The sequence below is a fragment of the Kitasatospora sp. NPDC056531 genome, assembly GCF_042794375.1.
Lineage (GTDB): Bacteria > Actinomycetota > Actinomycetes > Streptomycetales > Streptomycetaceae > Kitasatospora.
In genome coordinates this window covers 11,279-37,018 of the sequence record NZ_JBHTTU010000017.1, presented here as the reverse complement: position 1 = coordinate 37,018, position 25,740 = coordinate 11,279, and the positions used below count along the sequence as shown (strand labels likewise).

The following is a 25,740-nucleotide window of genomic DNA, read 5'->3' as shown; positions in this document are numbered from 1 at the left end:
GGTCCTGGAAGCGGTCGGCGCAGGCGGTCGCGAGGCTGCCGGGGCGTGCTCGACCGGGCCCCGGTGTGTACCGGCGGCATCAGGTGCGACGGACTGTCCCGGGCGTGATCGGGCCTCGGGCCGGAATCCCGGCGGCCGCATGCGCAGAGCCTTCGGCCGTCTACGGGGCCGCGGGGTGGGATCGGTGGGGACGGACTCCGGTCCCCTCATCCGGATACGTCGGCTCCAAGGCAAGCGACGAGATCGCTTGAGCCCGGTCGTGCCGTCCGTGGCAGGGACTACTTCGAAGCGGCGATCCGCTGCTCGACGAGCTGGACCAGTTCACCGACGTTGGCCACGGTGAACATGTCGACGACGTCCAGATCTACGTCGAACGTGCTCTGGACCGAGACCATCAGGCGGAGCAGCGACACTGAGGTGGCTCCGAGGTCATCGAAAGTGCTGTCCAGTGAGACCTCAAGGGGAGTGAATACTTCGGAAATCACCGACATCAAGTTGTCGGACTGTGCGTTCGACATTTCGTGTTCCCAGATCTCTTCTATTCAAGGCCTATCTAGTAATTGACCCTATGTTACTGATGTGGCAGCGTCAAGACCCTTCTTTGGATCGGGTGATACGTGGCACGATGTCCAAATTGCGCCATGCCGAGCTGGGTGAACAGGGCCGATGGCGCCGGGTGCGAAATAGGCTTGGCCAACGAACTTCCCTGTTGTATGTTCGCCTTGACCGGGGCTCGACAAGCCGTGCCTGCCCTGGAGTAGGCTGCCCGAGGGCTCACCGCACAGCCACGGTACTGGGGGTACTGGTGTTAGAAATCAGCTTTCGGCCTCTCACGCCAATCACTGGCGCCGAGGTGGAAGGCGTCGATCTCGCTGCGGACCTGTCGCCGACCGTTGTGGCCCGCCTCCGTGAGGCCCTGCTACGTCACAAGGTCCTCGTTTTCCGCAATCAGCCGATGAACGACGCGCAACAGGTCGAACTGACCAATGCTTTCGGCGGTGCCACTGCGGCCCATCCCATCGTGAACGGCCTGCGCGAAGAACCCGCCGTGCTGCGGACCGCATTGTCCGAGGAGCGACGGGCGCTGGTCGAGGCCGAGGCCAGCCTCAGTCATCCCTTGAAGGGATCGACGCCGCGGCGCCTGCGGACCGAGTGGCATGTTGACAGCACCTTCGTGGTCAATCCGAACGCCATCACCATTCTGCGTGGTGTCGAGATTCCGCCGGCCGGCGGCGACACCCTCTTCGCCAATCTGGAAGCACTCTACGAGGGGCTCTCGCCTTCCCTCCGGGGATACCTCGACACCTTGCAGGCGATACACTCCCGGCACGCCCCGTCGGCGGCGCCCCGCTTCGACGGCAAGCCGGCCGGCCCCCTCGCGGCCGTCCATCCGCTGGTGCGGGTGCACCCTGAGACCGGTGTGCGCAGCCTGCTCGTCAGCGCCGTGTTCCTCCAGGCCATCCGCGGTCTCAAGCCTCGCGAGAGCACGGCCCTGCTGGACTTCCTTCTCGACGAGCTCGCCGGGCGGGACGAGATCCATGCCCGGGTCCGCTGGGAGCAGGACACCCTCGTCATGTGGGACAACCGCGCCGTGGCCCATGCCGGCCCGGTGGACGGCCTGATGTTCCAGGAGGAGCGGATCGTGCACCGCACCACCGTCGTCGGCGACCTGCCCTGCGGGCCCGACGGCTTCGTCTCGCGCGCCCTCATGGGGGGCCGGTTCGAGGCGCTGGCCTGAGGGCCGGCGCCCGTGACGCCATGCCGATCGTGCGGGCCCTGGCTCCGGTACCGAATCCCTGGCCGGAGCCCCGCAAGGACCATTCCGAGGAACGTCATTGACGGGTTCGCCAGGTAGTCCACGTACAGTCAACTCGGTCGTAGCAGATGCACTGGCATCGTGACCCGACGTAGCTCCGGGCCAGTCAGTTCATTCTCCGGGAACTTGTGGGGGAACGCAGAATGCCGGTCGTCAATCACCGTGAAAAACCCGAAGCACCACCCAAGTATCGCCTTTTATGCGTCAGTTGTGGCTGGGAGTCCGCTCCGGAATTCAGGCTCCGATGTCCCCGGTGTTCGGGCGCACTCGATCCCAGGCTGAACCTGGAGAACGTCACCACGCGTGACGGTGACCAGCCCGAGCTGACCTATCTGGACTTCCTCCCGGTCGAGTCCGGGCACTTCCTCGACGCCGACGTCAGCGTGCGGACCCCCTGTCGTCCGGCCGCGCGCCTCGGAGCGGCCATCGGCCTGCCCCGCCTCTGGGTGAAGGACGAGTCCCAGCAGCCGACGGGGACCACCAAGGATCGGCTGGCCTCCGTGGTCCTGGCCGTGTTCCGGCAGTTCGAGATCAAGGAGTTCGTCGCCTCCAGCACCGGAAACAGCTCCACCGCCCTGGCCCGCGCCGTGCAGCGCGACCACTCGATGCGGGCACACTTCTTCTGCGGCCGTGACTTCACCGGCGACCACGACATCGAGACCGGCGACCGGGTGTCCCTCACCGTGGTGGACGGCAACTACGCACAAGCCACCCAGGTGGCCCAGGAGTTCGCAGCTCGGAAGGGGCTGGTCTGGGAGGGCGGGTTCTTCAACTGGGCCCGTCGCGAGGGCCTGAAGCTCACCTACCTGGAAGCCTTCGACGCCATGGACGACAAGCCTGACGTCGTCGTCCAGGCCATCAGCAGCGGCATGGGGATGATGGCCGTACGCAAGGGCGTGGCAGAGTACCTCGCCTGCGGCCGGCTCACCTCCTCGCCCCGCTTCGTGATGGTCCAGCAGGATACCTGCGCGCCGATGGCCGTGGCCTGGCGGGAGGGACGGGCCGAGCTCACCGAGGACGACGTCATCGAGCACCCGACAGGTCTGGCCCGGGCCATCCTGCTCGGCGACGGCCGGGCCACCTATCCCTACATGCGGGACATCGCGACCGAGAGTGGTGGCTCCATCGTCTCGGTGAGCCAGGACGAACTGGTCCAAGCCCGTACGATGCTCCGCGAGCTGGAGGGGCTGGACGTCTGCCACTCCTCGGCCGCGACCATTGCCGCGCTGCGCAACGAGGCCGCGGCCCAGCGGATCACCCCGGACCAGGTCGTACTGGTCAACCTGACCGGCCGTGAGCGGTACACCGCCGCCGACGCCGGACCGGCCCTCGCCGCCGCCACCACCGCCGGCTGAGCCTCCCCCTCTCCGAGCCGGATGCCACCGCTCCCACCGGAGTGATGTGCCCGCCCTCACGTTCGCAAGGAATTCGTTGATACTCAGTCACCTCACCCCGCAGCAGGCCGAGCGCCACGCCGAGTTCCGTGCCTTCGCCGACCGTGTCCTGGTCCCGCAGGCGGACCGCTGCGACCGCGAGCAAGTGGTCTCCCGAGAGATCGTCGCCGACCTTGCCGGGCAGGGCTACCTTGGCGCGCCTGTCCCGAAGGAGTTCGGCGGCCTCGGCATGGACTGGGTCGAATACGGACTGCTCACCGAGGAACTGGGCCGAGGCTGCCAGTCGATCCGTAACCTCGTGGCCGTGGAGGACATGGTCGCCCACTCGATCCACAAGTGGGGAACGGAGGAGCAGAAGCAGCGGTGGCTCCCCCGGATCACCTCGGGCCGAACGCTGGCGGCCTTCGCCCTGACCGAGCCGGACGTCGGCAGTGACGCCGCCGCCGTCGAGACCACGGCAACGGCCGACGGCGCCGATGTCGTCCTGCGCGGCACCAAGAAGTGGATCAGCTTCGCGCAGATCGCTGACCTCTTCCTGGTCTTCGCCACGTTCGACGGGCAGCACACCGCCTTCCTGGTGGAGCGAGACACTCCCGGCTTGTCGGTGGAGCCGATCGAGGGCCTGCTCGGCCTGCGCGGCTCGATGCTCGGCCGGATCACCTTCGACGACTGCCGGATCCCGGCCGCCAACCTGGTCGGGCGTCCCGGCATCGGCCTCACCTTCGTCGCCTCCAGCGCCCTCGACCTCGGCCGCTACAGCACCGCCTGGGGCTCGGTCGGTCTGGCCCAGACGTGCCTGGAGGCCGCGACGGAGTACGCCGGCCGCCGCACCCAGTACGGCACCGAGATCCGCAACCACCAGCTGGTCCAGCAGCTGCTGGCCGACATGCTCACCGACACCATCACGGCCCGGCTGCTCTGCTACCACGCCGGGGTGAGCAAGGAGCGGGGGGAGACGGAGTCCGTCAACCACACCCTGCTGGCGAAGTACCGGACCTCGACGATCGCCGTCAAGGCGGCCGCCGACGCGGTGCAGATCCACGGTGCCCAGGGCATCGGGGCGGAGGCGTCCGTTCAGCGTCACTACCGGGACGCCAAGGTGATGGAGATCATCGAGGGCACCACGCAGATCCAGCAGAGCATGCTCGGTCAGTTCGCCGTCCGGGCGGCCCGGCTGTGAGCGAGCTCCGGACGGGGGCGGTGACCTACGGTCAGCTGTCGGTCCTGCGTTCGCTGGAGACACACGGGCCCGATCATCGGGCGGTCGCCAATCTGGTCAGTGTCTGGGAGGTGCCGTTCGGTCTCGGTGCGGCCCAAGTGATGGACGCCTGGCTCCAGTTGGTGGAGAGACACGAGTCGCTGCGGACCACCTACGACCTGAGCGGCCCGACGCCGGCCCAGACGGTCCACCCGTACCGCCCGTCCCGGGTGGCTGCGCTGGAGCTGACCGAGGACAGCTTTGCGGCGGCCCTGCGGCTGGGTGCCGAGGCGGCCGTCGAGCCGATCGACATCGAGACCGAATTGCCGTGGCGCGCGTTCGTCACCACTCACCAGGGGGATGCGCTCCACCTGGTCACCGTGATCCACCATGTGGCGGCCGACAACGGTGCGCTGCGGGTGCTGGAGGAGCAACTCGGTGTCCTCCTGGAGGGCGGGGCGCTCGGGCCGGTGGTGCAGCCGCTGGAGATGGCGCAGGAGCAGCAGGAGGAACCGGGCACCCGGAGCGTCCGGCACTGGACCGAGGCCTGGGGCCGGCTCGTCCCGGCGGACCGGGATCCGGAGGACGCCAGTGAGCGACGCCGGGCGTCGCTCTACAGCCTGGAGGGACTGACCGCCGCGCAGGAGCTCTCCGACCGGCTGAAGATCTCGGTCCAGTCGGTGGTGCTCGGCGTCGGCGCGCTCGCGCTGTCCCGGCTCAAGCGCACCGAGCGGATGACCTTCGCGCTGATGGCCGCCAACCGGCTCACCACCCGGTGGGTGCCGCTGGTCGGCTCGCTCAACCAGTTCGCCCCGGTGACCGTCACGGTCGACGAGGAGGCCCACCCGCTGGAGTATCTGCGGGCCTGCTACGTCCAGTCCATGACGGCGTACATGAACGGCTGCTACGACGTCGATGCGCTGAAGGAGAGTCTCCGGGAGGCCGGCCTGCCGGAGACGGACCCCACCGCCTTCGCCAAGCACTACAACTTCCTCGGCGATGTGGACGCCGAGCCGGCCGCCGGATCCCCCCTGCGCACCGGGATCGAGTGGCGTCCGTCCACCCAGCGGTCAGGGCCGAACTTCCACCTGGCAGTGGCCACGGGGAAGGGAATCCTCATCGGAGTGGGCGCGAGCCGCGACTATCTCGACGGAAATCTCCCAGCCGTTCTCGCGGCGTCGATCGAGGCTGGTCTGATCAATATGTCCAAGGGGTTCGAGAACTCCCTGGCGGATGTCTCGCTGGATAATCCTTGGCGAATTTTCTGAAGGGCAGCAGAATGCGGGGGGAAACGCTTCTCCCCCCGCACTTCGGCATCCCGCGGCTTGGTCGAGCCGGTTCTAGAAGCCTGCACAGATTCCGCGAAGCTGCTTCTTCATGATGAACACCTCCTGTCCGTGGTGACTATAGCCACAGGCGGTCGGGAGGTGGAAGGAAATTCTGGATAAGGACCAGGAAGGACGGTTAGGGTTTCACTCATGACGGATTCGTATGCCGACCCGGGAACCCCGGATCACCGAAGTGCTGCGCGTTACCTGTGGTGGCTGACCATGAGCCAGCGCCGGCGGGTGACGGGTGGTGCGGTGATCGGCACCCTCTGGATGGTCTGCCTCCTGCTGCCGCCGTACCTCATGCAGCGTGCGATCGACGACGGGCTCCAGCGGGGGAGGACCGGAGTCCTGGTCGGCTGGGTGGCCGCACTGGTCGGCGCCGCGCTGCTCAACGCATGGCTCGGCATCATGCGCCACCGCATCATGACGCGGGTCCGGATGGACGCCACCTTCCGGACCATCAAGGTCGTGGTCGCGCACTCCACTCGGCTGGGTGCCGAACTGCCCCGGAAGGTGACGGCCGGCGAGGTGGCCAGCATCGGTGTGGGCGACGTCGCGCAGATGAGCCAGACACTGACGATCACCGGCCCGGGCGTCGGCGCTGTCGTCGCGTACCTGGTGGCGGCCGCGCTGCTGCTGTCGGTCTCCGTCCCGCTCGCCCTCGTGGTCCTGCTGGGGGTGCCGTTGCTCGCGGTCGTGGTCGGGCCGCTGCTGGAACGCCTCCAGGGCGCGGAGTCCAAGTACCGCCAGCAGCAGGGGGCGCTGACCGCCCGGCTCGGGGACATCGTCGGCGGCATGCGCGTGCTCAACGGCATCGGCGGCAAGGAGATGATGGCAGGCCGCTACCTGCGCGGATCGCAGAACCTGCAGGCCGAGGGATACCGGGTCGGCGCCGTGACCAGCTGGATCCAAGCGCTCTCGGTCGGCCTGCCCGCCCTCTTCCTCGCGTTGGTGACCTGGCTGGCCGCCCGGATGGCCGCCGAGGGCACCATCACGATCGGCACGCTGGTCGCCGTCTACGGCTACGTCGCCGTTCTGGTGGTACCGGTCTCCAACTTCATCGAGGGCGGATACGACCTCACCAGGGGTCTGGTGGCCGCTCGACGGGTCGTCCGGATGCTCGACCTGAAGCCCGCCTTCGAAGACGCCGCAACACTCCGGCCGGCCCATGACGAGCCATCAGTCCTGTACGACGCCGACACCGGTGTGGAACTGCTCCCGGGCCGGCTGACCGCGATCGTGAGCGCTCGCCCGGCCGATTCCGCGGCCGTGGTCGACCGGCTCGGCCGGTACAGCGCATCCGCTGCGACCTGGGGTGGCGTGCCGCTCGCCGAGGTTGCCCTGGCCGAGATCCGTAGGCGGATCGTGGTGGCGGACAACGACGCCGACTTCTTCTCCGGCACGCTGCGCACCGTGGTCGACGGCCGGTCCGAGCACACCGGCCCGTCCATCGCCCAGGCCGTCAGAGACGCCGCGGCGGAGGACATCGTGCAGGCACTGCCCGATGGCCTGGACACCATGATCCAGGCCCAGGGCAGCAACCTCTCCGGCGGTCAGCGCCAGCGGCTGCGGCTGGTCCGTGCCCTGCTGGCGGACCCGGAGGTGCTCCTGCTGGTCGAGCCCACCTCCGCCGTGGACGCCCACACCGAGGCCGCCATGGCCGCCGGGCTGCGCCGGGCGCGGACCGGGCGCACCACCGCCCTCACCTCGACCTCCCCCGCCCTCCTGGAGCAGGCCGACACCGTCTGCTACCTCGTCGACGGCCGTCTGGCGGCGGCCGGCCCGCACCAGGAACTGCTCGCAACAGAGCCCGGCTACCGCGCGCTGGTGGCTCGCGGCGAAACCGCCACCGAGTCCACGCCCGCCGAGGAGACCGTCCGATGACCGCTCAGACCGAGACCGCCCCCGGACGGCTCCCGATCGCCGCTCCCGCCGAGGTCCGCCGGGCCGCCGTGCGTCTGATGAGGCAGGACGGCCGTGCGGTCGCCGCGATGCTGACCCTCAACGGACTGGCCGCGGCCGCCGGTCTGGGCGGCCCCTGGCTGCTGGGCCGGATCATCGACGACGTCCGGGGCGGCGCCGGGACCGGACACGTCGACCGACTCGCCCTCGGCATCCTCTGCTTCGCGCTCGCACAGTTGCTCCTCGGCCGCTTCGCCCGCTACGCCGCCCACCGCTTCGGCGAGCGGACCCTGGCGCGGATCCGAGAGCGGTTCGTCGACCGCTCCCTCGCCCTGCCCGCCTCGGTGACCGAACGCGCCGGCGTCGGTGACCTGCTGACGCGCGGCACCGCCGACGTCGCCACCGTCGGCACCACCTTGCGCGACGCCGGGCCGGAGGTCTCCGTCGCGCTCGTCCAGATCCTCCTGATCCTGGTCGCCATGCTCGTGGTCAACCCGCTGCTCGGCATCTGCGGGTTGCTCTGCCTCTCCGGGATCTGGTTCGCCACCCGCTGGTACCTGCGCCGTGCACACACGGGTTACCTCGCCGAAGGCGCCGCCAACTCCGCGCTGATCGAGATCCTCACCTCCACCGCGGCAGGGGCCCGCACCGTCGAGGCCCTGGGCCTCCAGGACCGCCGCATCGCCGCCACGGCCGAGGCGGTCGAGCACTGCCGGGTCACCCGTACCTACACCCTCAACCTGCGCACCGTGCTCTTTCCCGTGGTCGAGTTCTCGTACATCGCCCCGGTCGCCGGCATCCTGCTGCTCGGCGCCGCCCTGCGCGACACCGGCGCGGTCACCACCGGCGCGGTGGTTGCCTGTGCTCTCTACTTCTGGAAGCTCTCCGAGCCGCTGGACAAGGTCCTGCTCTGGCTCGACCAACTCCAGCGCAGCAACGCCTCCTTCGCCCGAGTCGAGGGCATCGGCCAGGTGGACGCGCCGGCCGCGACCGGCGGCGGCCGGCCCGAGGACGACCGGATCGACGTGGTCGACGTCCGGTATGCCTACCAGGGTGAGCGGGACGTCCTGCACGGCGTCGACCTCACCGTCCGTCCGGGCGAGCGGCTGGCGATCGTCGGCCCGTCCGGAGCCGGCAAGTCCACTCTGGGCCGGCTGCTGGCCGGGGCGGAGAGGCCCCGCACCGGACGGGTGACGGTGGGACAGGTGCCTGTCGCCGAGCTCGACCCGGCCCAGTTGCGCCGACACGTCGTCCTGGTCTCCCAGGAGCATCACGTCTTCCTCGGCACCGTCCGGGACAACCTCCTGATCGCCGCGCCCGCCGCGACCGACCAGGACCTGCACGCGGTGCTGGCCGCCGTCGACATCGACTGGGTGGACGAGCTGCCGGACGGGCTGGACACCGAACTCGGTGCCGGTGGGCTCCGTCTGGACGCCCAGCAGGCCCAGCAACTCGCCCTGGCCCGGGTGGTCCTGGCCGATCCACACACGCTGATCCTGGACGAGGCCACCTCCCTGCTCGACCCGACCACGGCCCGGCACACCGAGCGCTCGCTGGCGGCCGTGCTCAAGGAACGCACCGTGATCGCCATCGCCCACCGCCTGCACACCGCCCACGACGCGGACCGGGTCGCGGTCATGGACGGCGGCCGGGTGACCGAATTGGGAAGTCACGACGAGCTGTTGGCGGCCGGCGGCGGATACGCCGCGCTGTGGAAGTCCTGGCACGGCGCCTGAGCGCGTCCCAGCCCTCTCGGCCTCTCTCGACCCGTAGGAGCGGAACCCCATGCACTCGGCACCACCGCAGACGGCCCAGAGCTGGGTCCGGCCGGTTCCCGGCCGGACCGAGCCCGGCGCCCTCCGGCTCTTCTGTTTCCCGTACGCCGGGGCAGGCGCCTCGGTCTTCCGGGGGTGGGGCGCCGGACTCCCGGAAGGAGTGGAGGCATTCGCCGTGCAGCTGCCGGGTCGGGAGGACCGGTTCTTCGACCGGCCGATCGCGGACCTGGAAGAGCTGCTGGACGTCCTTCTCCCCGCCCTGCTTCCCTACCCGGACCGGCCGTTCGCCTTCTTCGGGCACAGCATGGGCGCCATCGTCAGCTGGGAGCTCGCCCGCAGGCTGCAGCGTGAGCAGGGGCTGGAGCCGGTTCGGATCATGGTGTCCGGCTGCCGGGCGCTACCGGCCCACGAGTCCAGAAAGGTGAGTGAACTCGACCTCTCCGACGAGGAGCTGATCAACGAGCTCCGCCGTCTCAACGGCACGCCGGAGACGTTGCTGCAGAACCCGGACTTCGCCGCCTTCATCCTGCCGACCTTCCGGGCCGACCTCTCGCTGTTCGCCGGCTACGTCTACCGGCCGGGGGAGTTGCTCACCTGCCCCGTCTCGGCCTTCGGCGGTGACGCGGACCCCAGGGTCGCCGAGGAGCACCTCGAGGGCTGGGCCGAGCTGACCACCGGCCGGACCGAGGTGGAGGTCTTCCCCGGCGGCCACCTCTTCCTCAACGACGAGCGGGAGGCCGTGCTCCGGAGCGTGTCCCGGGCGCTCCCGGCCGTCGGCCACTGACCAGTACTTCTTTTCGAACCCAGGGGGCTCGCGTGGAGACAGTGTGGAATGTCGTCCAGGCTCAGGTGGAGCGGACGCCCGAGGCCGTGGCCGCGCGGACGGCACGCACCTACACCTACCGTGACGTCGCCGCGCTGGCCGGAGACCTCGGCGAGCGGATAGCGGCGAAGGTCCGGCCGGGCTCCGTCGTGGCGCTCGACGCGTCCAGCCGGTTCAGTGGGGCCGTCGGCATCCTCGCCGCGAATGCCGCGGGCTGCGCCGTGCTGCCACTCGACCGGCAGAGCCCGCCGGCCAGGCGGGCCCGGGTCCTCGACGACGCCCGCCCTGCCCTGCTGCTGCGCGAGCTGGCCGAGGGCGAGTTCGCCCTGGAGGGGAACGGACTTCCGTCGCCGCCGAGGGAACCGGAGCTGGGGGAGATCGCCTACATCCTGTACACCTCCGGCTCGACCGGGCAGCCCAAGGGCGTGATGGTGGGCCACGAGGCCCTGATCGACCGCCTCGCCGGCCTGGCTGAGCGGCCGGGGCTGGCGGCCGGCGAGAGCGTACTCGCGATGGCCGCGCTGTCCTTCGACATCTCGCTGGTGGAGCTGATCCTCCCGCTGACCGTGGGAGCCTCCTTCACGGTGGTCCCGGAGGAGATCAGGGCGGATCCGCTCGCCTTTGCGGAGCTGGTGGCGGGGGCCGCGCCGGACGTCATCCAGGCCACCCCCAGCTTCTGGCGGATGCTGACGGCCTCCGCCTGGAAGGGTGCGCCCGGCAGCCGACTGTGGACCGGCGGAGAGACGCTCACCCCGAGCCTCGCCCGGGAGCTGCTGCCGCGCTGCGGTGAACTCTGGAACGTGTACGGCCCGACCGAGGGAGTCCTCTGGGCCACGGCGGCGCGGGTGGACTCCGCCGAGCGGATCTCGCTCGGCGAGCCGGTGGCCGGGGTCGGCCTCCTCACCGACGAGAGCGGTGAACTCCTGCTCTACGGGGAGGGGCTGGCGCACGGCTACCTCAACCTCGAGGAGCTGACGGCTGAGCGTTTTCTGCACAGCGACACCCCCGACGGCCGCCGCCGCGTCTACCGCACCGGGGACCGGGTCGCACGGGGGCCGGACGGCGCACTGCAGTTCCTCGGCCGCCTGGACAGCCAGGTCAAGCTGCGCGGACACCGGATCGAGCTGGGCGAGGTGGAGGCCGTCCTGGAGGAGCACCCGGAGGTCTCGCAGGCCGTCGTGCTGGTCCAGGACGCCGACCGGCCCGACACCGCGGCGCTGGTGGCCTTCGTGGTACGGCGCGCCGAGGCGGACCTCCAGGGCTGGTTGAAGGACCGGCTGCCGCCGAGCCACCACCCCGCCAGGATCACCGCCCTGTCCGCGCTGCCCCGCACCACCACGGGAAAGGTGGACCGGATCGGGTTGGCGGCCGGCCTGGCCGTCGGCGACCGGGTGGTGCAGGCTGCCGAATCGCCCGCCGCAGCGCCCTCGGGGGACGTCCGGGCACTCGTGGCCGAGGCGTGGCAGCAGACGCTCGCCGCGGACTCCGTCGACGAGGACACCAACTTCTTCGACGCCGGCGGGAATTCGGTCCTCCTGACGGTGCTCCAGAAGCGGCTCACCGACGGCCTCGGCATCCGGGTGCCGATCAAGGAGATCTTCCGGTACCCGACCGTCGCCTCGCTGACCGACCACATCCTCCGTACGGAGATGCCCAAGTGAACCTCTACTGCATTCCTTACGCCGGGTGCTCGGCACGCGTCTACGACCCGTGGCAGCGGCACCTGCCGGACAGCGTCACCGTCGTGCCGCTGGAGCTCCCCGGTCGGGGCTCACGCTGCGTGGAGGAGCCGATCGACGAGCTGGCAGCCCTGCTCGCGGACCTGTACCAGCAGCTCGACCCGACCTCGCCGTACGTGCTGTTCGGCCACAGCTACGGCGCCGTGATCGCCTTCGAGCTGACCAAGCTGCTCCGCTCCAAGGGTGCTCCGGAGCCGTCGGCGCTGCTGGTCTCGGGCAGCCGCGCACCCCGGCTGCCGGCCGTCGACGCGGACAGCCACCTACTCTCCGACGCCGAACTCATCGAGCGACTGGCCGCGTTGGGCGGGACTCCGAAGGAGCTGCTGGAGAACGAGGAGCTGATGGAGATCTACCTCCCCGTCATCCGCGCCGACTACCGGATCCTCGACGAGTACGGCACCGGCACCCCAGGTACGGTCGGCTGCCCGGTGGTGGCGTTCTACGGGGACACGGACGACGAGGCGGACCTGTCTTCGGTCGAGGCGTGGGCGGACTACACGGATGGTCCCTTCCGAGTAGAGGAAATCCGCGGCGACCACTTCTTCCTGCACTCCGCCGAGCGTGAGCTCGTGGCCGCCGTCGAGGCGGTCTGTACGAAGGGGGAGCCGTGTTGAGTCCGGCCGTCGCACCGGTGACCCTCGGCCGGTTGCCGGTCATCCGCGACCCGGAGCCGTCCGCGCCGGACGAGCAGAGCGACGGGATCCTGACGCGGTCCACGCGCCGCCGGCCACGGACCACCGCCGCCGAGGTCACGGCCGCCCGGCCGGCACTGCCGCTCCCGGACGGCATCGCATGGGCGCCGAACACCCTGGACGAGATCGACTACGCCCCGCTGCGCCGGGTCGACCGGAACCCGGAGAGTACCAAGTGACCGTGACACAGGCCGCAGGCTGCCCCTACCGCGACGACGACCGTCCGGCGGCCGACCCCTGCGCGGACTACCTCCCGCTGCGGGAGGAGGAGCCGGTCCGCTGGGACGAGGACCTGGAGGTGTGGATCGTCTCCGGGTTCCGCGAGACGACGGCCCTGCTGCGGCACCCCGCTCTGTCGGCTGCCTGGCCGCAGCGGGGCACCACCACCCTGCACCGGGAGGGAGAGGGCGGGGGGCGGGCCGCAGAGGTCGTGCGCAGGTGGTTCATGTTCAACGACGACCCCGAGCACGCGGCGGCCCGCCGGGTCGTCGCGCCGCTCTTCGCGGCCGACCGGCTCGCCGCGATGCGTCCCGTCGTCGAAGAGCTGGTCGACGAGCTCCTGGCGGGGCGGACGGACGGGCTGGAGGTGATGGCGGAACTCGCCGTCCCGCTCTCCAGCCGGGTCATCTGCCGGATCCTGGGTCTGCCCGGGGAGGTCGCGCCCCGGCTGCACGACTGGTCGCCCGACATCGCGGCGCTGCTGATGGCGGACTACCTGCCGGAGGTCAGGACCAGGGGTCATCGCGCCTTGCGGGAAATCGCGGACGTGGTGGACGAGGCCCTGCGCTCGGAGGTCCGCGAGGGCACCGGGCTCTGGCTGCTGCGCAACGCCCACCAGGGGGGCGTCATCGAGGCCGCCGACGTCTGGGCCACCGCGAGCCTGCTGATCTACGCCGGGTTCGAGACCACCTCGACCTTCATCGGAAAGGCCGTTCGGGCCGCGCTGCACGCCGATGCCTGGGCTGGACTGCGGAGCCGTGAACCGGGCTCGGCCGTCGACGAGCTGCTCCGTTTCGACACCTCCGTCCAGCAGGTGGCCCGGGTGGCTACCGCGCCGGTGGAGGCGGCCGGTCACCTGATCGCGGAGGGGGACCTCGTCCTGCTGATGCTCGGCGTGGCCAACCGCGACCCGGCCGTCTTCGCCGACCCGGACCTTCTGGACTACGACCGCGAGATCAGGCGGCACCTCACCTTCGGCTTCGGCGCGCACTACTGCCTAGGGGCGGGGCTGGCGCGGATGGAGTCCGAGATCGTACTGGAGCGCCTCGCCGGCAGGTGGGCGGATCTCGCCCTCGACGGGCCGCCGGTGACGAGGCAGCACTTCGGCATCACCGTCCTGGAACGCCTGGCCGTGCGCGGCACGGCCTCTTGACGGCCGACCGCACATCCCTGAAAGGAGAGTTGGGATGACACGAGTGACGAGCGGCTCCCCGGAGCCGGCGGACAGCCTCATCGGTGGGGAGCGGGTGTCGCGGCACCACGTCCGCCGTTTCCTCACCCACCAGGATCACCGGGGCGACAGGGACATGGTGGAGCGCGTCGCCCGGGCGGACCAGGAACTGCTTGCCGGGGACAGGAGTGGTTTCTGATGCAGGGCATCGTGAACGAACGGACGGTGGTCCGGATGCTCGGCGCGATCGTCGACGCGCATCCGGACGTGGTTGCGGTCGAGTGCGGCGAGCAGAAGCTCACCTACCGTCAGTTCTGGGACGCGGCTGCCGCGGTGGCCGGACGCATACGGCAGGCCGAGGGCCACCGGAGCGGTTGCCTCGTCGGTCTGCTCTTCGAGCGCGGCATCGAGGGCATCGTGGCGCAGCTCGGAAGCTGGCTCGCGGGTGCCGCGTACCTGCCGCTCGACCCGGCACTGCCGGACGGCCGGGTGGAGGCGATCCTGCACGACGCCCGGCCGGTGGCCGTGCTCGCGCAGGAGGGGCTCGCCGGACGGGTGCCCGCGGGTGTTCCGGTACTCGACAGCACCGGGGCGGCCCCGGCGTCGGTGTCGCCGGCCCCGCTGGCCTACGTCATCTACACCTCCGGTTCGACCGGTACGCCCAAGGGCGTCGAGGTCGGCCACGCGGGCCTGGCGAACCTGGTGTCCTGGCACCGGGAGACCTACGGCACCCGGCCCGGGGTGCGGGTCGGAGCCTTCGCCGGGCTGGGGTTCGACGCCACGGTCTGGGAGGTCTGGGCGGCTCTCGCGAGCGGGGCGACGCTGGTGCTGCCGACCGAACGGCTGATCGTCGACAGCGCGGTGATCGCCGAGTTCGTCGAGCGGAGCGCCATCACGCACTGCTTCCTGAGCACCCCGCTCGCCGAGCAGCTGTTCGCCCTCCCGGCCCCGCCCGTCGGCCTGGCCGTCCTGCTGACCGGCGGGGACCGTCTTCGGGTGAGCCCGCCGGCCGGCTTCCCCGCCGCGGTCTTCAACCACTACGGGCCGACCGAGGCCACCGTGGTGACCACCGCCAGCGCGGACCTGCGCCGCTGCCCCACCGAGGGCGCGCCGGTGATCGGACGCCCCATCGCCGGCGCGAAGGTCCGGCTGGTGGATGCCGACGGGGTCGAGGTCGCCGAGCCCGGTGTGCCCGGGGAACTGCTGATCGGAGGCGATGTCCTGGCCTTCGGCTACCGGGGCGACCCGGAGCTCACCGGCCGCAAGTTCGTCGCCGACCAGGACGGGAACCGCTGGTACTCCTCCGGCGACCTCTGCCGCTGGACGGCGGACGGCGAGCTGGAGTTCGTCGAGCGGCGGGACGCCCAGGTCAGCATCCGCGGTCACCGGGTGGAGCCGGCCGAGGTCGAGCAGGAGATCCTGGCCGTTCCCGGAGTGGACCAGGCGGCCGTCGTCCACGTGCCGGACCAGGACGGCGGATCGTTGCGCGCCTTCTTCTGCGGCGAGGCCGAGCCGGGCGACATCCGCGCCGCACTGACCGGTCGGCTGCCCGTGTACATGCACCCCACCGGGCTGCACCGGCTCGTCGCGATGCCGCTGACACCCAACGGCAAGATCGACCGGAAGGCCCTGCCGGACACTCCGGTCGCAGCCGCGGCCGAGCCCTCCCCCCTCGGCGCCACCGAGGCGCGGATCGCCGAGATCTGGTCTGAGCTGACCGGGAACCTCCCCCGTTCCGGGGACAGCTTCTTCGAGATCGGTGGGCACTCGCTGATCGCCGCCCGGGCGGTGTCCCGGACGCGTGAGCGGTTCGGCATCAAGATCGGGCTGCAGGCCATCTTCAACCATCCGGTCCTCGCGGACTTCGCCGCCGAGGTCGACGAAGCCGTCAGGAGTGCGGAGTGATGCAGGACCAACGGCCCCTCGTGATAGTGGAGTTCGGGAACGAGGTGCCTCGGAGGACCTTCGGCGGCATCCTGCCCGACGGTTGGCAGGAGCGGATCCTCAGGATCGATCCATTGCACTACCCCGGCCTCGCCGACCGAGTCGTCGGGACGGCCGAGCAGGCCGCCCACTGGGCCGAGCGGATCACCGCTGCCGGGCCGCTCCCGGTCGCGGTGCTGGCCTACTGTTCGGCCGTCGGCCTGGCCTCGGCACTGGTGGAGGCGCTGCCCGGGCCGGACGTCCCGCTCATCGTGCTCGACCCGGCACCGGCCGATCCCAAGGCTCCCCAGGAACTGCTGGCCGACCTCGCCCTGGCCATGGACGAGTCCGCCGAGGTGCCCACGATCACCGGCCTGCCGTCCGGTGACGCGCTCACCCTGGCCGGCTCCTTCCTGCTCTCGGTGATCGTCGGCTGCTCGCCCGGGCTCGACGAGGAGATCCTGGTCGAACTGACCGAGGGGCAGCGGGCCTGGCTCAGCTTCACTCTGACCGCGGCGGTGCCACCGGAGGCCCCGCCGGCTCCCACCCACGTCCTGCTGAGCGAGGCGCTCGACTGGCCGGGCTCCGGGGCGGTGCACCGGGTCGATGTGACGGCGGCGGAGCTGTTCCACGCGCCTGCTGTGAAGGCCCTGCTCACCAACCTGCTGGCCACCGGGGAGAAGGAGGAGCCGTGCGGCCCGCCCTCGTAGAGCGTGACGCCGTCGACCCCCTGGCGGCGGCCCAGTGGTCGCGTATCCCCGGCGAGCGGCCGGTCGAGTCGGGCGCCGACATCGCCGCCACCCCCGGACCGGTGGCCGACTGGCCGGAACTCATGCCTGTTGACATCCTCGGAAGCAGTGGAAAGTCTCTCTGAATTGGTCACGTCGGTCCGGGCATTTCGTAAACCATTGATTTGAAGATTGGTTGGCCAAGTGGAAGACCCCTACGATTTCGAGGGTGATGGGGCCTGGTTCGAACTGTGGAACGGTCAAAGGGGGTTGTGGCTCCAGCATCAGCTGGACGAGGGCCGGGCGGAACCCAACCTCCCGTACTGTCAGCACTTGTACGAGGCGGTGGACATCGTCGCCGTGCGCCGTGCCGCAGCCTTCCTGATGGACCGGCACCAAGCGCTGCGGCTGTCCTTCCGGGACACTCCCGAGGGTCCGCGCCAGCGTGTCCTGCCTGAATTCGATTTGGACGTGCCGCTCGTCGACCTGACCGGCGCGGCTGATCCGACGGCCGAACTGAATCGGCGCGTCCGGGCCGAGAACGCGACCCCCTTCGACGAACTCGCCACCCCGCCGGTGCGGCTCAAGGTGTTCAAGCTGGCTGCCGACCACCACTGCCTCTACGTGAACGTGCACCACATCGTCGCGGACGGCACCAGCATGGGCATCTTCATACGCGAACTGCTGCTCTGCTACCGAGCCTTCGCCGCGGATGGAGAGCCGGAGCTGCCCCCGCTCCCGACGACCTACGACGCCTTCGTGCGGGGGCGGCGGGAGTGGCTGGCGAGCGACCAGAGCAAGGCCATGGAGAAGTACTGGCTCGACCAGCTGGCCGCCCCGCTGCCGCGGCTGCGCATCGGGGACTACGATGCGCCCGCCGATGGGGTGGTGAACGAGACGCTGGAGTTCGACGTCGAGGCCGACACGGCCGCAGGGCTGGCGGCACTGGTCAAGAAGCTGCGCGTCACGCCGCACATCCTGCTGCTCAGCGTTTACGCGGTCGCGTTGCGAGACATCAGCGCCGACGACGACATCGTGGTCTGCGTCCCGTTCTCCGGCCGGGACACCAAGGAGTTGGACGGCATGTTCGGCAGTTTCGTCAACCCGCTCTCCGTCCGGGTGCGGATGTCGGGTGCGGACCCCTTCGAAGAGGTCGTGCGCCGGACCAGGGCCGTGAGCATCGGCGCCTATGCGCACAGCCGTTATCCGTTCGCCCTGCTGCTCGAGAAGCTCGAGGTGGAATCCCGGCCCGGCCGGAACCCGGTCTTCTCGACCTCCTTCCAGTTCGCGGACTTCCTGCCCCCGGCCCGGCAGACCTCGCAGCTCGACCTCTGCCTGTTCGGCAAGCCGGACGGCGACCGGCTCAGTCTGCGGCTCAACTACAACTCCCGACGGCTGGCGAAGTCCGAGGCCGAGGAGGTCCGGTCGGCCTTCCTGGCCGTCCTGCGGACGGTCGTCGAGGACGTGACGGTCTCGCTGGCCGCCCTGGCGGAGCCGCTGGCGCGGGCCCGGCGGGCGGCGCGGACCGTACCCGCCGGCCGTCGTCGGCTGGGGGCCCTGCGAGCCTCCCGGCCCGGGACGCCGAACGCCTGAGCCGGTATTCCGCCATCTCACCGAAAGGAAGGGCCCATGGACGGACAGCGTGACGACGACGGCTATGTCGTGGTGATCAACTCCGAGGAGCAGTACTCCATCTGGCCGCAGGGCCGCGAGCTGCCTGCCGGCTGGCGGGAGACGGGCGAGCGGGGCTCGAAGGAGGCCTGTCTCGCGCACGTCGATGAGGTGTGGACGGACATGCGTCCGCTGACCCTGCGCCGGGAGATGGCGGGCGGGACCGGCCGATGAGGGTGACGGTCAGGCCGCTCGCCGAGCGGCCACAGGCGGACACGCGGCTGTTCTGCTTCCCGTACGCCGGCGGCGGTGCCTCGGTGTTCCGCGACTGGGCCGCCGCCCTGCCCGCCGACATCGAGCCGTGGTCGGTACAACTTCCCGGCAGAGAAGACCAGTTGGGCGATCCGCCGTTCGACCGGATGGGCGCGGTGCTCAACGCCCTGGTGCCCTCGGTCATCCAGCACCTGGACCGTCCGTTCGCATTCTTCGGGCACAGCATGGGCGCCTTGGTGGCCTGGAGCCTCACCCGCACCCTGCAGCGGATGGAGATCGGCTCACCCACCCGGCTGTTCGTCTCGGGGTGCGTACCGCCCCAAGCCCGGAAGGAGACCGCGTACCACGCCGGTCCGGAGAAGGGGCTGATCGGGAAACTGCGCTCCTGGTCCGCGACACCGGAAGCGGTTCTGGCGGACCCGGAACTGATGCGCCTGGTGCTCCCGGTGATCCGGGCCGACCTCGCGGTGGTCGAGACCCACCGGTTCACCGACGGGCCGCTGCTGACCTGCCCGGTCACGGCGTTCGGTGGGACCGAGGACGATCCCGCGGGCATTGCGGCGATGCCGCGCTGGGGCGAGCTCACAGCCGGCGGCTTCGACCTGCGAATGTTTCCCGGCGGCCACTTCTTCCTGCACTCCGCCCGTCCGGCAGTGCTCGCCGAGATCGCCGGGCGGCTCGCTGCCGTGCCCCGCCAGAACGGTCACTGACCCGAAGCCCTTCGAAACAACCATCCTCTCGATCGACGGATTTAGGTGGAACGACATGTCGCAGCGGTCCGTGATGGACGTCGTCTCGGATGTGTGGACGGCTGTCCTGCACACCGAGATATCCGGTCCCGACGCCAATTTCTTCGCGCTGGGCGGAAATTCACTGAAAGGCGCCCGAGCGATCAGCCGGCTGCGCGAGGAGCTGGGCATCCGGATCCCGCTCAGCGTGCTCTTCGACGCCCAGACCCTCGTCGAGCTGACCGCGGCCATCGAGGCGATGCGGGAGACGAAGCCCGGGGCGGAACAGACCATCGAGCCGTTCGAGGGACGCTCGGGCGCGGTCTTCCACGCGCCCACCTCGTTCACCCAGCAGCGGCTGTGGGTCGACGAGCACATCCAGGGTCCGAGCTCCCGCTACAACATCCCGATGGCGAACGAGCTCGTGGGCCCGCTCGACATCACGGCCCTGGGGCAGGCCGTCCAGGCGCTGGTCGACCGGCACGAGGTCTTCCGCACGACCATCAAGGCGGTCGACGGCATCCCCGAGCAGGTGATTCAGGCCAGGGCCGAATTTCCGCTGACCGTGGTCGACCTCCGGGACGAGCCGGAGGAGAAGCAGGAGCAGGTCCTGGCCGGTCTGCTCCTCGACTCCGCCCAGCGGCCGTTCGACGTGGAGCGGGGGCCGCTGCTCCGGATCGAGCTGTACCGGCTGGACGAGGACTGGCACGTCCTGCTCATCAACCTGCACCACATCATCACCGACGTGTACTCCTTCGAACTCGCCATGGCCGAGCTGCTGGAGCTCTACGCCGCCGCCGCCGACGGCGGGATCCCGGCGGCCGTGAAACCGCCGGTGCAGTACGCCGACTACGCCGCCTGGCAGCGGCGCACGGTCACCGGGACCACGCTCGAACGCCAACTGGACTACTGGAAGGACCGACTGCGCGGCCCGCTCCCCGTGTTGGACCTTCCGACCGACCTGCCGCCCCGGGAGGCCGGCACGAGCAAGGGGGCGTCGGTGGACATCGAGCTGCCCCGAGCGGTGTCGCGTAGGATCCGCGAGCTGTCCAGGGAGCACAACGCCACTCCATTCATGACCGTGTTCACGCTGCTCAACGTGCTGCTCAGCCGGTACAGCGGCCAGACGGACATCGTGGTCGGCATCCCCAGCGCCAACCGTGATCTGCCGGAGCTCGAGTCCATGCTCGGGTGCTTCCTCAACACCCTCGCCGTGCGCAGCGACCTGTCCGGCGACCCGACGCTGGCCGAGCTGCTCGGCCGGGTCCGAGGCAGGATCCTGGAGGCCTTCGCCCACCAGGACGTCCCCTATGAGCGGGTGGCCAACGCGGTCTCGACCGACCGTTCCTCCCGGCAGGGGCCGTTCCGGGTCATGTTGGCGTACCAGCACGCGGTCCCGGCGCCGGAGCTGGCCGGGATCACCGTCAACGACGTCGAGTTGGGCCTGAGCCTGAAGGCGGTCAAGTTCGACCTGGTGTTCCGGGTCGTCGAGACCGAATTCACGTACCGCCTCGCGGTCGACTACAACACCGACCTGTTCCTCGAGGACAAGGCCTGGCGCATCCTCGACCACTTGGCCGTGCTCGCGGCCGACGCGGTGGCCGCTCCCGCCAAGCGCCTCTCCGAGCTCACCATCCTTCCCGAGGAGGAGCGTCGTCAGCTCGAGGAGTGGTCCACCGCCGCCTGCGGTCCTTACCCCACGGACCTCTTCCTGCACCGGCTGTTCGAGGCGCAGGCGCTCAGGACCCCGGGCGCGGACGCGGTGGAGAGTGGCGACGAGCGGGTCAGCTACCACGAACTCGACCGCAGAGCATCCCGGTTGGCCGACGAGTTGACGGCGCGCGGCATCGGCACCGACGATCTGGTCGGCCTGTGCGCGGACCCGTCGGTGGACCTCATCGTCGGCATCCTCGGCATCCTGAAGTCCGGTGCCGCCTACGTGCCGATCGATCCGCTCGCCCCCGTCGACCGGATGTCGTACGTCGTCGCGGACAGCGGGATGAAGATCCTGGTCACCACCCCGGAACTGCGGGACCAGCTGCCGGCGGCCGTCCTGGAGAGCGTGGACGTGGTGAGCACCGCGCAGGACGGCGCGGGGGGCGGCGCCCCGGGGTCCGCGCTGCATCCCTCGCAGCTGGTGTACCTGATGTACACGTCCGGGACCACCGGCCGGCCCAAGGGCGTCGGCCTGCCGCACACCGCGATCACCCCGTGGATCCAGTGGGCCCAGGACATCCGTCCGATCGGGCCCGGCACCCGGGTGGTGCACAACCTCTCCTACCACTTCGACTGGTCTGTCGAGCAGATGTTCCACGCACTGACCGCAGGCGCCTGCCTGGTCATGCTGCCCCGTGAGGTCAAGGCCGACGGCCGGGCCACCGCCCGGTTCATCAACGAGCAGTCGATCCACATGCTGTACCTGACGCCGACCCAGATGCGCGGCATCACCGACGCCGGCCTCGACATGCCGACGCTGCGGCACGTGTCCATGGGCGGCGAGAACCTGGACGCCGACCTGGTGGCGCGGACCCGTGCGGTCGTCTCCGCCGGGTGCGAGATCTGGAACGAGTACGGGCCGACGGAGACCGCGGGCGCGGCCCTGGTCGGCCGGATGGGCGACGAGCCGCTGGAGCGCAGCTCCATGCCGCTGGGCGAGTTGATCGCCAATGCCTCCTGCGCGGTGGTCGACCGCTGGGGGAACCTGCAGCCCATCGGCGTGCCCGGCGAGCTCTGGATCGGTGGTGACGGCGTCGCTCGCGGCTACCGCAACCAGCCCGCCCTGACCGCCGACCGGTTCGCCCCCGACCCGGCCCGGCCCGGCCGACGCCTCTACCGCACGGGTGACCTGGTGCGCCGCCTGCCCAATGGGGAGATGGAGTTCCTGGGCCGGGTCGACAGTCAGGTCAAGATCCGCGGCGTGCGGGTCGAGCTGGAGGAGATCGAATCGGTGCTGCGCGGTCACCCGGAGGTGGCGAACGCCGTGGTGCTCCTGGAGCCCGACCAGCGGCTGGTCGCCCACGTGGTCAGGACACCGGGCAGCGGGCTCGACGAGGCCGCGCTCCGTGCCCACCTCGCCCCGAAGCTGCCCATCGTCATGCAGCCGGCCGTGGTCATGTGGCTCGAGGCCATGCCGCTCTCCCCGACCGGCAAGGTGGACCGCCAGCGGCTGCCCCGACCCGAGCCGATTCCCGTGCTTCCGACGGCCGTGACGCCGCCGAGCACGGAGACGGAGCGCACCGTCGCGGCGGCCTGGGCGGAGGTGCTCGGGTTCGCCGAGGTGGACGTGCGGGCCAACTTCTTCGAGGCCGGCGGGGACTCGTTCTCCCTGCTGGCGGTCGTCAGCCGACTGCGGGCCGAGCTCGAGCTGGACATCCCGGTACGCGCCCTGGTCGACGCGCCGACCGTCGAGACGCTCGCCGCGCACATCGAGGCACTGCGCCGGGCGGCCTTCGATCCGTCCGCAGCGTCCCTCCCGTAGCCGACCCCCGGCAAGCCGTACGCCCCTGCGGGTCCGCCGCCGGGCGACGAATCCTTCTCGGCCTCGTCGGTACCTGTCCCGGTCCGGCGGTCAGTTCGACAACGATGGGAAGTGACGTCATGAGCGACACCGCGGCTCACGACATGGCGGCAGAGACTCTGCCCGATCTGTTTGCGGCCCAGGTGGCCTGTACCCCTGACGCCGTCGCGGTCGTCGGCGTCGATGCATCCCTCACTTACGCCGAGCTGGATGCCAGGGCCGGCCGACTGGCGCGGTTGCTCATGGCCAAGGGGGCGGGGCCCGAAACGATCGTGGCGGTCGCGGTGCCGCGATCCGTGGAACTGCTGGTCGCCCTCTACGCGGTGCACAGGGCCGGGGCCGCATACCTTCCGGTCGATCCGCTGCTGCCCGCCGAGCGCGTACGGGAGATGACCGAGGACGCACGGCCCGTGCTGACGCTCGACAGCGAGGACGTCCGGCGGATGTCGGAGGAGGGCGCGCCCGAGGCAGACGAGACCGGGTGGCCCTCGCTGCACCCGTCGAGCACCGCCTACGTCATCTTCACCTCGGGATCCACCGGCCGGCCCAAGGGGGTGGCCGTCTCCCACGAGGCCATCGTCAACCGCCTGCGCTGGATGCAGGCGGAGTATCCGCTGGGCCACGACGACCACGTCCTGCAGAAGACCCCCGCCGGATTCGACGTCTCCGTGTGGGAGTTCTTCTGGCCGCTGTGCGTCGGTGCGCGCCTCGTCCTGGCCGGGCCGGACGAGCACCGGGATCCCACCCGGATCGCCGAGCTGATCCGGGCGGAGCGGATCACGACCGTGCATTTCGTCCCGTCCATGCTGCGTCACTTCCTCGAAGAGCCGACGACGGCCCAATGTGATTCGCTGCGCCGGGTGTTCGCGAGCGGCGAGGCGCTCTCGGCCGATCTGCGGTCACGGTTCTTCCGCCTCCTGGACGCCGAACTGCACAACCTCTACGGGCCCACCGAGGCCGCGGTGGATGTGTCCTACTGGCGCTGCGGCCCCGGCGACCCACCCGGCCCGGTGCCGATCGGCGCCCCGGTGTGGAACACCCGGCTGTACGTTCTGGACGAGCAGCTGAACCAGGCCGCGCCCGGTGTGGCCGGCGAGCTCTACATCTCGGGTGTCCAGCTGGCCCGGGGGTACGTCAACCGGCCGGGGCTGACAGCGGAGCGATTCATCCCCGATCCCTACGGCCCCGAAGGCAGCCGGATGTACCGAACCGGGGATCTCGCCCGGCGGGACCCTGACGGGGTCCTGCACTACCTGGGCCGCAACGACCACCAGGTCAAGGTGGGAGGCGTGCGCGTCGAACTCGGCGAGATCGAAGCGACGTTGGCCCGGCACGCCGCGGTCGCCGACGCGGTGGTGGCCGCGAGGCCCGACGAGGCCGGCGAGACGCGGCTGACCGCCTACCTCGTACCCGACCCCGTCGAGGCCGCCGCGCTGCGGAACCTGTGCCGCCTTGAAGAAGCCGGGCTCCTCGACCGGAAGGACCTGCAGACCCTACCGAACGGCATGGCCGTCGTCGCGTCCAACCGGGCGGAGGCGGACTTCCTGTACCGCGAGATCTTCGAAGAGGGCGAGTACCTGCGGCACGGGATCACACTGCCCGACACCGGGGCCTGCGTCTTCGACGTGGGCGCGCACATCGGGTTCTTCGCGCTCGCGGTGGCCCGCTCCCGTCCCGGCAGCGTGGTCCATTCGTTCGAGCCGATTCCGCAGCTGTTCCGCATGCTCGAACTCAACACCCGGCTGCACGGAGTCGACGCCAGGCTGTTTCCGTGCGGCCTCGCCGAAGCGGCGGGGACAGCGTCGTTCACCTACTACCCGCAACTTTCGATAATGTCGGGGCGATTCGGTGACATCGCCGAGGAGCGCGGTGTCCTGGAGGCCTTCGTCCGCAACGAGCAGCCGATGCGGGAAGCCCTCCCGCAGAGCGGTGCGGCGGACCTCGACAGTCTGCTCACAGAGCGGCTGCAACACACCGACGTGACCTGCGAGCTGCGCACGCTGTCGGACGTCATCGACGAGACCGGTGTGGAACGGATCGACCTGCTCAAGATCGATGCGGAGAAGAGCGAACGCGCGGTGCTTCAGGGGCTCCGTGAGGAGCACTGGAACCTGGTCCGCCAGCTGGTGATCGAAGCACACAACGCCCCGGGCCGGATCGACTGGATCCGGGACCAATTGGAGGAGCGGGGGTACCGGGTCACCGTCGACGGGCTGGCGATGCTCTCGGAGACCGGTCTGGTCACCCTCTACGCAGTCCGCGGCGGGCAGCCGGCCTCCGGTGGCGGGGAGAGCGCCGCACCGGCGCGCCGTGGACCGGGTTGGTCGTCCCCGGAACTGTACGTCGAGGACGTGCGGCGAGAAGCGGAGCTCCGGCTCCCGCCACAGCTGGTTCCGGACCACTTCGTGATCGTCGACGCGCTTCCCCTGACGGCCAACGGCAAGCTCGACCGGGCGGCACTCCCTGCGCCCCGGCGCCGACCGACCGGGAGACCGGCCGCTCCGCGCGACACGACCGAGGCGCTGCTCCGCTCCTTGTTCGCCGACGTGCTTGCCGCACCCGACATGGGGATCCATGACGACTTCTTCCGTCTGGGCGGCAACTCGTTCGATGCGATCCGCCTGGTGGCCCGGATCCGTGAGGCGCTGGGTATCGACGTGACCGTCCCGAGCCTGTTCAAGGCCCCGACAGTGGCCGCCTTCGCCGAACTGCTGGCCCACGGATCCGACGGAGCCCCGTGTCCGGGCCGCTGATCCTGGACCGGGACCCGCGCTACCGCCCGTACGCGGTACCTCACCCCACTTCAGGCCCCGCCGCCACCGCCTTGCCCACCGCAGCCTGAGCCTTGAGCCGGGACCCGGCCCCACCACACCCGACACACCGTCAGGCACTCACACACT

General features: G+C 70.3%; 19 protein-coding genes and 1 pseudogene. 19 read left to right on the top strand and 1 reads right to left on the bottom strand.

Annotation, left to right across the window (positions count from 1 at the left end; translation table 11 throughout):
• Nucleotides 1-278: 278 nt before the first annotated feature.
• The gene (locus tag ACFQ87_RS17450; RefSeq protein ID WP_380611695.1) at nucleotides 279-491 is read right to left on the bottom strand and encodes an acyl carrier protein; all 213 of its coding nucleotides are present in this window, start codon (nucleotides 489-491) and stop codon (nucleotides 279-281) included.
• A 314-nt stretch (nucleotides 492-805) separates the two neighbouring features.
• Here ACFQ87_RS17450 and ACFQ87_RS17445 point away from each other — a divergent pair, with 314 nt between their 5' ends.
• From ACFQ87_RS17445 to ACFQ87_RS17355, 19 genes and pseudogenes are all read left to right on the top strand, one after another.
• Nucleotides 806-1,738, top strand: coding sequence for a TauD/TfdA dioxygenase family protein (locus ACFQ87_RS17445; protein WP_380611631.1), 933 nt, complete (start codon nucleotides 806-808; stop codon nucleotides 1,736-1,738).
• 221 nt (nucleotides 1,739-1,959) lie between these two features.
• Entirely contained in the window at nucleotides 1,960-3,171 is a 1,212-nt protein-coding gene (locus ACFQ87_RS17440) for a pyridoxal-phosphate dependent enzyme (protein ID WP_380611630.1), read from the top strand.
• 76 nt (nucleotides 3,172-3,247) lie between these two features.
• Nucleotides 3,248-4,390, top strand: coding sequence for an acyl-CoA dehydrogenase family protein (locus tag ACFQ87_RS17435; protein WP_360345797.1), 1,143 nt, complete (start codon nucleotides 3,248-3,250; stop codon nucleotides 4,388-4,390).
• Nucleotides 4,391-4,410: 20 nt separating this feature from the next.
• The gene (locus tag ACFQ87_RS17430; RefSeq protein WP_380611629.1) at nucleotides 4,411-5,676 is read left to right on the top strand and encodes a condensation domain-containing protein; all 1,266 of its coding nucleotides are present in this window, start codon (nucleotides 4,411-4,413) and stop codon (nucleotides 5,674-5,676) included.
• A 210-nt stretch (nucleotides 5,677-5,886) separates the two neighbouring features.
• On the top strand, nucleotides 5,887-7,623 hold the full coding sequence (locus ACFQ87_RS17425; RefSeq protein ID WP_380611628.1) for an ABC transporter transmembrane domain-containing protein: 1,737 nt from the start codon (nucleotides 5,887-5,889) through the stop codon (nucleotides 7,621-7,623).
• Nucleotides 7,620-9,377: an ABC transporter ATP-binding protein gene (locus ACFQ87_RS17420; RefSeq protein ID WP_380611627.1), complete on the top strand. Its 1,758-nt coding sequence runs from the start codon at nucleotides 7,620-7,622 to the stop codon at nucleotides 9,375-9,377. The genes ACFQ87_RS17425 and ACFQ87_RS17420 overlap by 4 nt, the downstream gene beginning before the upstream one ends.
• A gap of 49 nt (nucleotides 9,378-9,426) precedes the next feature.
• Nucleotides 9,427-10,200 carry a thioesterase II family protein gene (locus ACFQ87_RS17415; RefSeq protein ID WP_380611626.1) on the top strand — a complete coding sequence of 258 codons (774 nt, stop codon included), beginning with the start codon at nucleotides 9,427-9,429 and terminating at the stop codon, nucleotides 10,198-10,200.
• Between the two features lie 32 nt (nucleotides 10,201-10,232).
• Nucleotides 10,233-11,900 carry an AMP-binding protein gene (locus ACFQ87_RS17410; protein WP_380611625.1) on the top strand — a complete coding sequence of 556 codons (1,668 nt, stop codon included), beginning with the start codon at nucleotides 10,233-10,235 and terminating at the stop codon, nucleotides 11,898-11,900.
• The gene (locus ACFQ87_RS17405; RefSeq protein ID WP_380611624.1) at nucleotides 11,897-12,592 is read left to right on the top strand and encodes a thioesterase II family protein; all 696 of its coding nucleotides are present in this window, start codon (nucleotides 11,897-11,899) and stop codon (nucleotides 12,590-12,592) included. Before ACFQ87_RS17410 ends, ACFQ87_RS17405 begins: the two co-directional genes overlap by 4 nt.
• Nucleotides 12,589-12,849: a hypothetical protein gene (locus ACFQ87_RS17400; RefSeq protein WP_380611623.1), complete on the top strand. Its 261-nt coding sequence runs from the start codon at nucleotides 12,589-12,591 to the stop codon at nucleotides 12,847-12,849. Before ACFQ87_RS17405 ends, ACFQ87_RS17400 begins: the two co-directional genes overlap by 4 nt.
• Before the next feature lie 2 nt (nucleotides 12,850-12,851).
• The gene (locus tag ACFQ87_RS17395; RefSeq protein WP_380611622.1) at nucleotides 12,852-14,042 is read left to right on the top strand and encodes a cytochrome P450; all 1,191 of its coding nucleotides are present in this window, start codon (nucleotides 12,852-12,854) and stop codon (nucleotides 14,040-14,042) included.
• 34 nt (nucleotides 14,043-14,076) lie between these two features.
• The gene (locus ACFQ87_RS17390) at nucleotides 14,077-14,259 is read left to right on the top strand and encodes a hypothetical protein (protein WP_380611621.1); all 183 of its coding nucleotides are present in this window, start codon (nucleotides 14,077-14,079) and stop codon (nucleotides 14,257-14,259) included.
• On the top strand, nucleotides 14,259-15,965 hold the full coding sequence (locus tag ACFQ87_RS17385) for an amino acid adenylation domain-containing protein (protein WP_380611620.1): 1,707 nt from the start codon (nucleotides 14,259-14,261) through the stop codon (nucleotides 15,963-15,965). The genes ACFQ87_RS17390 and ACFQ87_RS17385 overlap by 1 nt, the downstream gene beginning before the upstream one ends.
• A gap of 44 nt (nucleotides 15,966-16,009) precedes the next feature.
• Complete coding sequence (locus tag ACFQ87_RS17380) at nucleotides 16,010-16,693, top strand: hypothetical protein (RefSeq protein ID WP_380611619.1); 684 nt, start codon at nucleotides 16,010-16,012, stop codon at nucleotides 16,691-16,693.
• 222 nt (nucleotides 16,694-16,915) lie between these two features.
• Nucleotides 16,916-18,304 (top strand): condensation domain-containing protein, encoded by a 1,389-nt coding sequence (locus tag ACFQ87_RS17375; RefSeq protein WP_380611618.1) that lies wholly within the window; start codon nucleotides 16,916-16,918, stop codon nucleotides 18,302-18,304.
• Between the two features lie 36 nt (nucleotides 18,305-18,340).
• A complete protein-coding gene (locus tag ACFQ87_RS17370; protein ID WP_053690741.1) occupies nucleotides 18,341-18,556 on the top strand; it encodes an MbtH family NRPS accessory protein in 216 nt (71 codons plus the stop codon).
• Nucleotides 18,553-19,305: a thioesterase II family protein gene (locus ACFQ87_RS17365; protein WP_380611617.1), complete on the top strand. Its 753-nt coding sequence runs from the start codon at nucleotides 18,553-18,555 to the stop codon at nucleotides 19,303-19,305. The genes ACFQ87_RS17370 and ACFQ87_RS17365 overlap by 4 nt, the downstream gene beginning before the upstream one ends.
• 55 nt (nucleotides 19,306-19,360) lie before the next feature.
• Nucleotides 19,361-22,801 (top strand): amino acid adenylation domain-containing protein, encoded by a 3,441-nt coding sequence (locus ACFQ87_RS17360; protein WP_380611616.1) that lies wholly within the window; start codon nucleotides 19,361-19,363, stop codon nucleotides 22,799-22,801.
• Between the two features lie 134 nt (nucleotides 22,802-22,935).
• A pseudogene (locus tag ACFQ87_RS17355) lies at nucleotides 22,936-25,593 on the top strand (amino acid adenylation domain-containing protein); the annotation flags it as partial.
• Nucleotides 25,594-25,740: the final 147 nt, after the last annotated feature.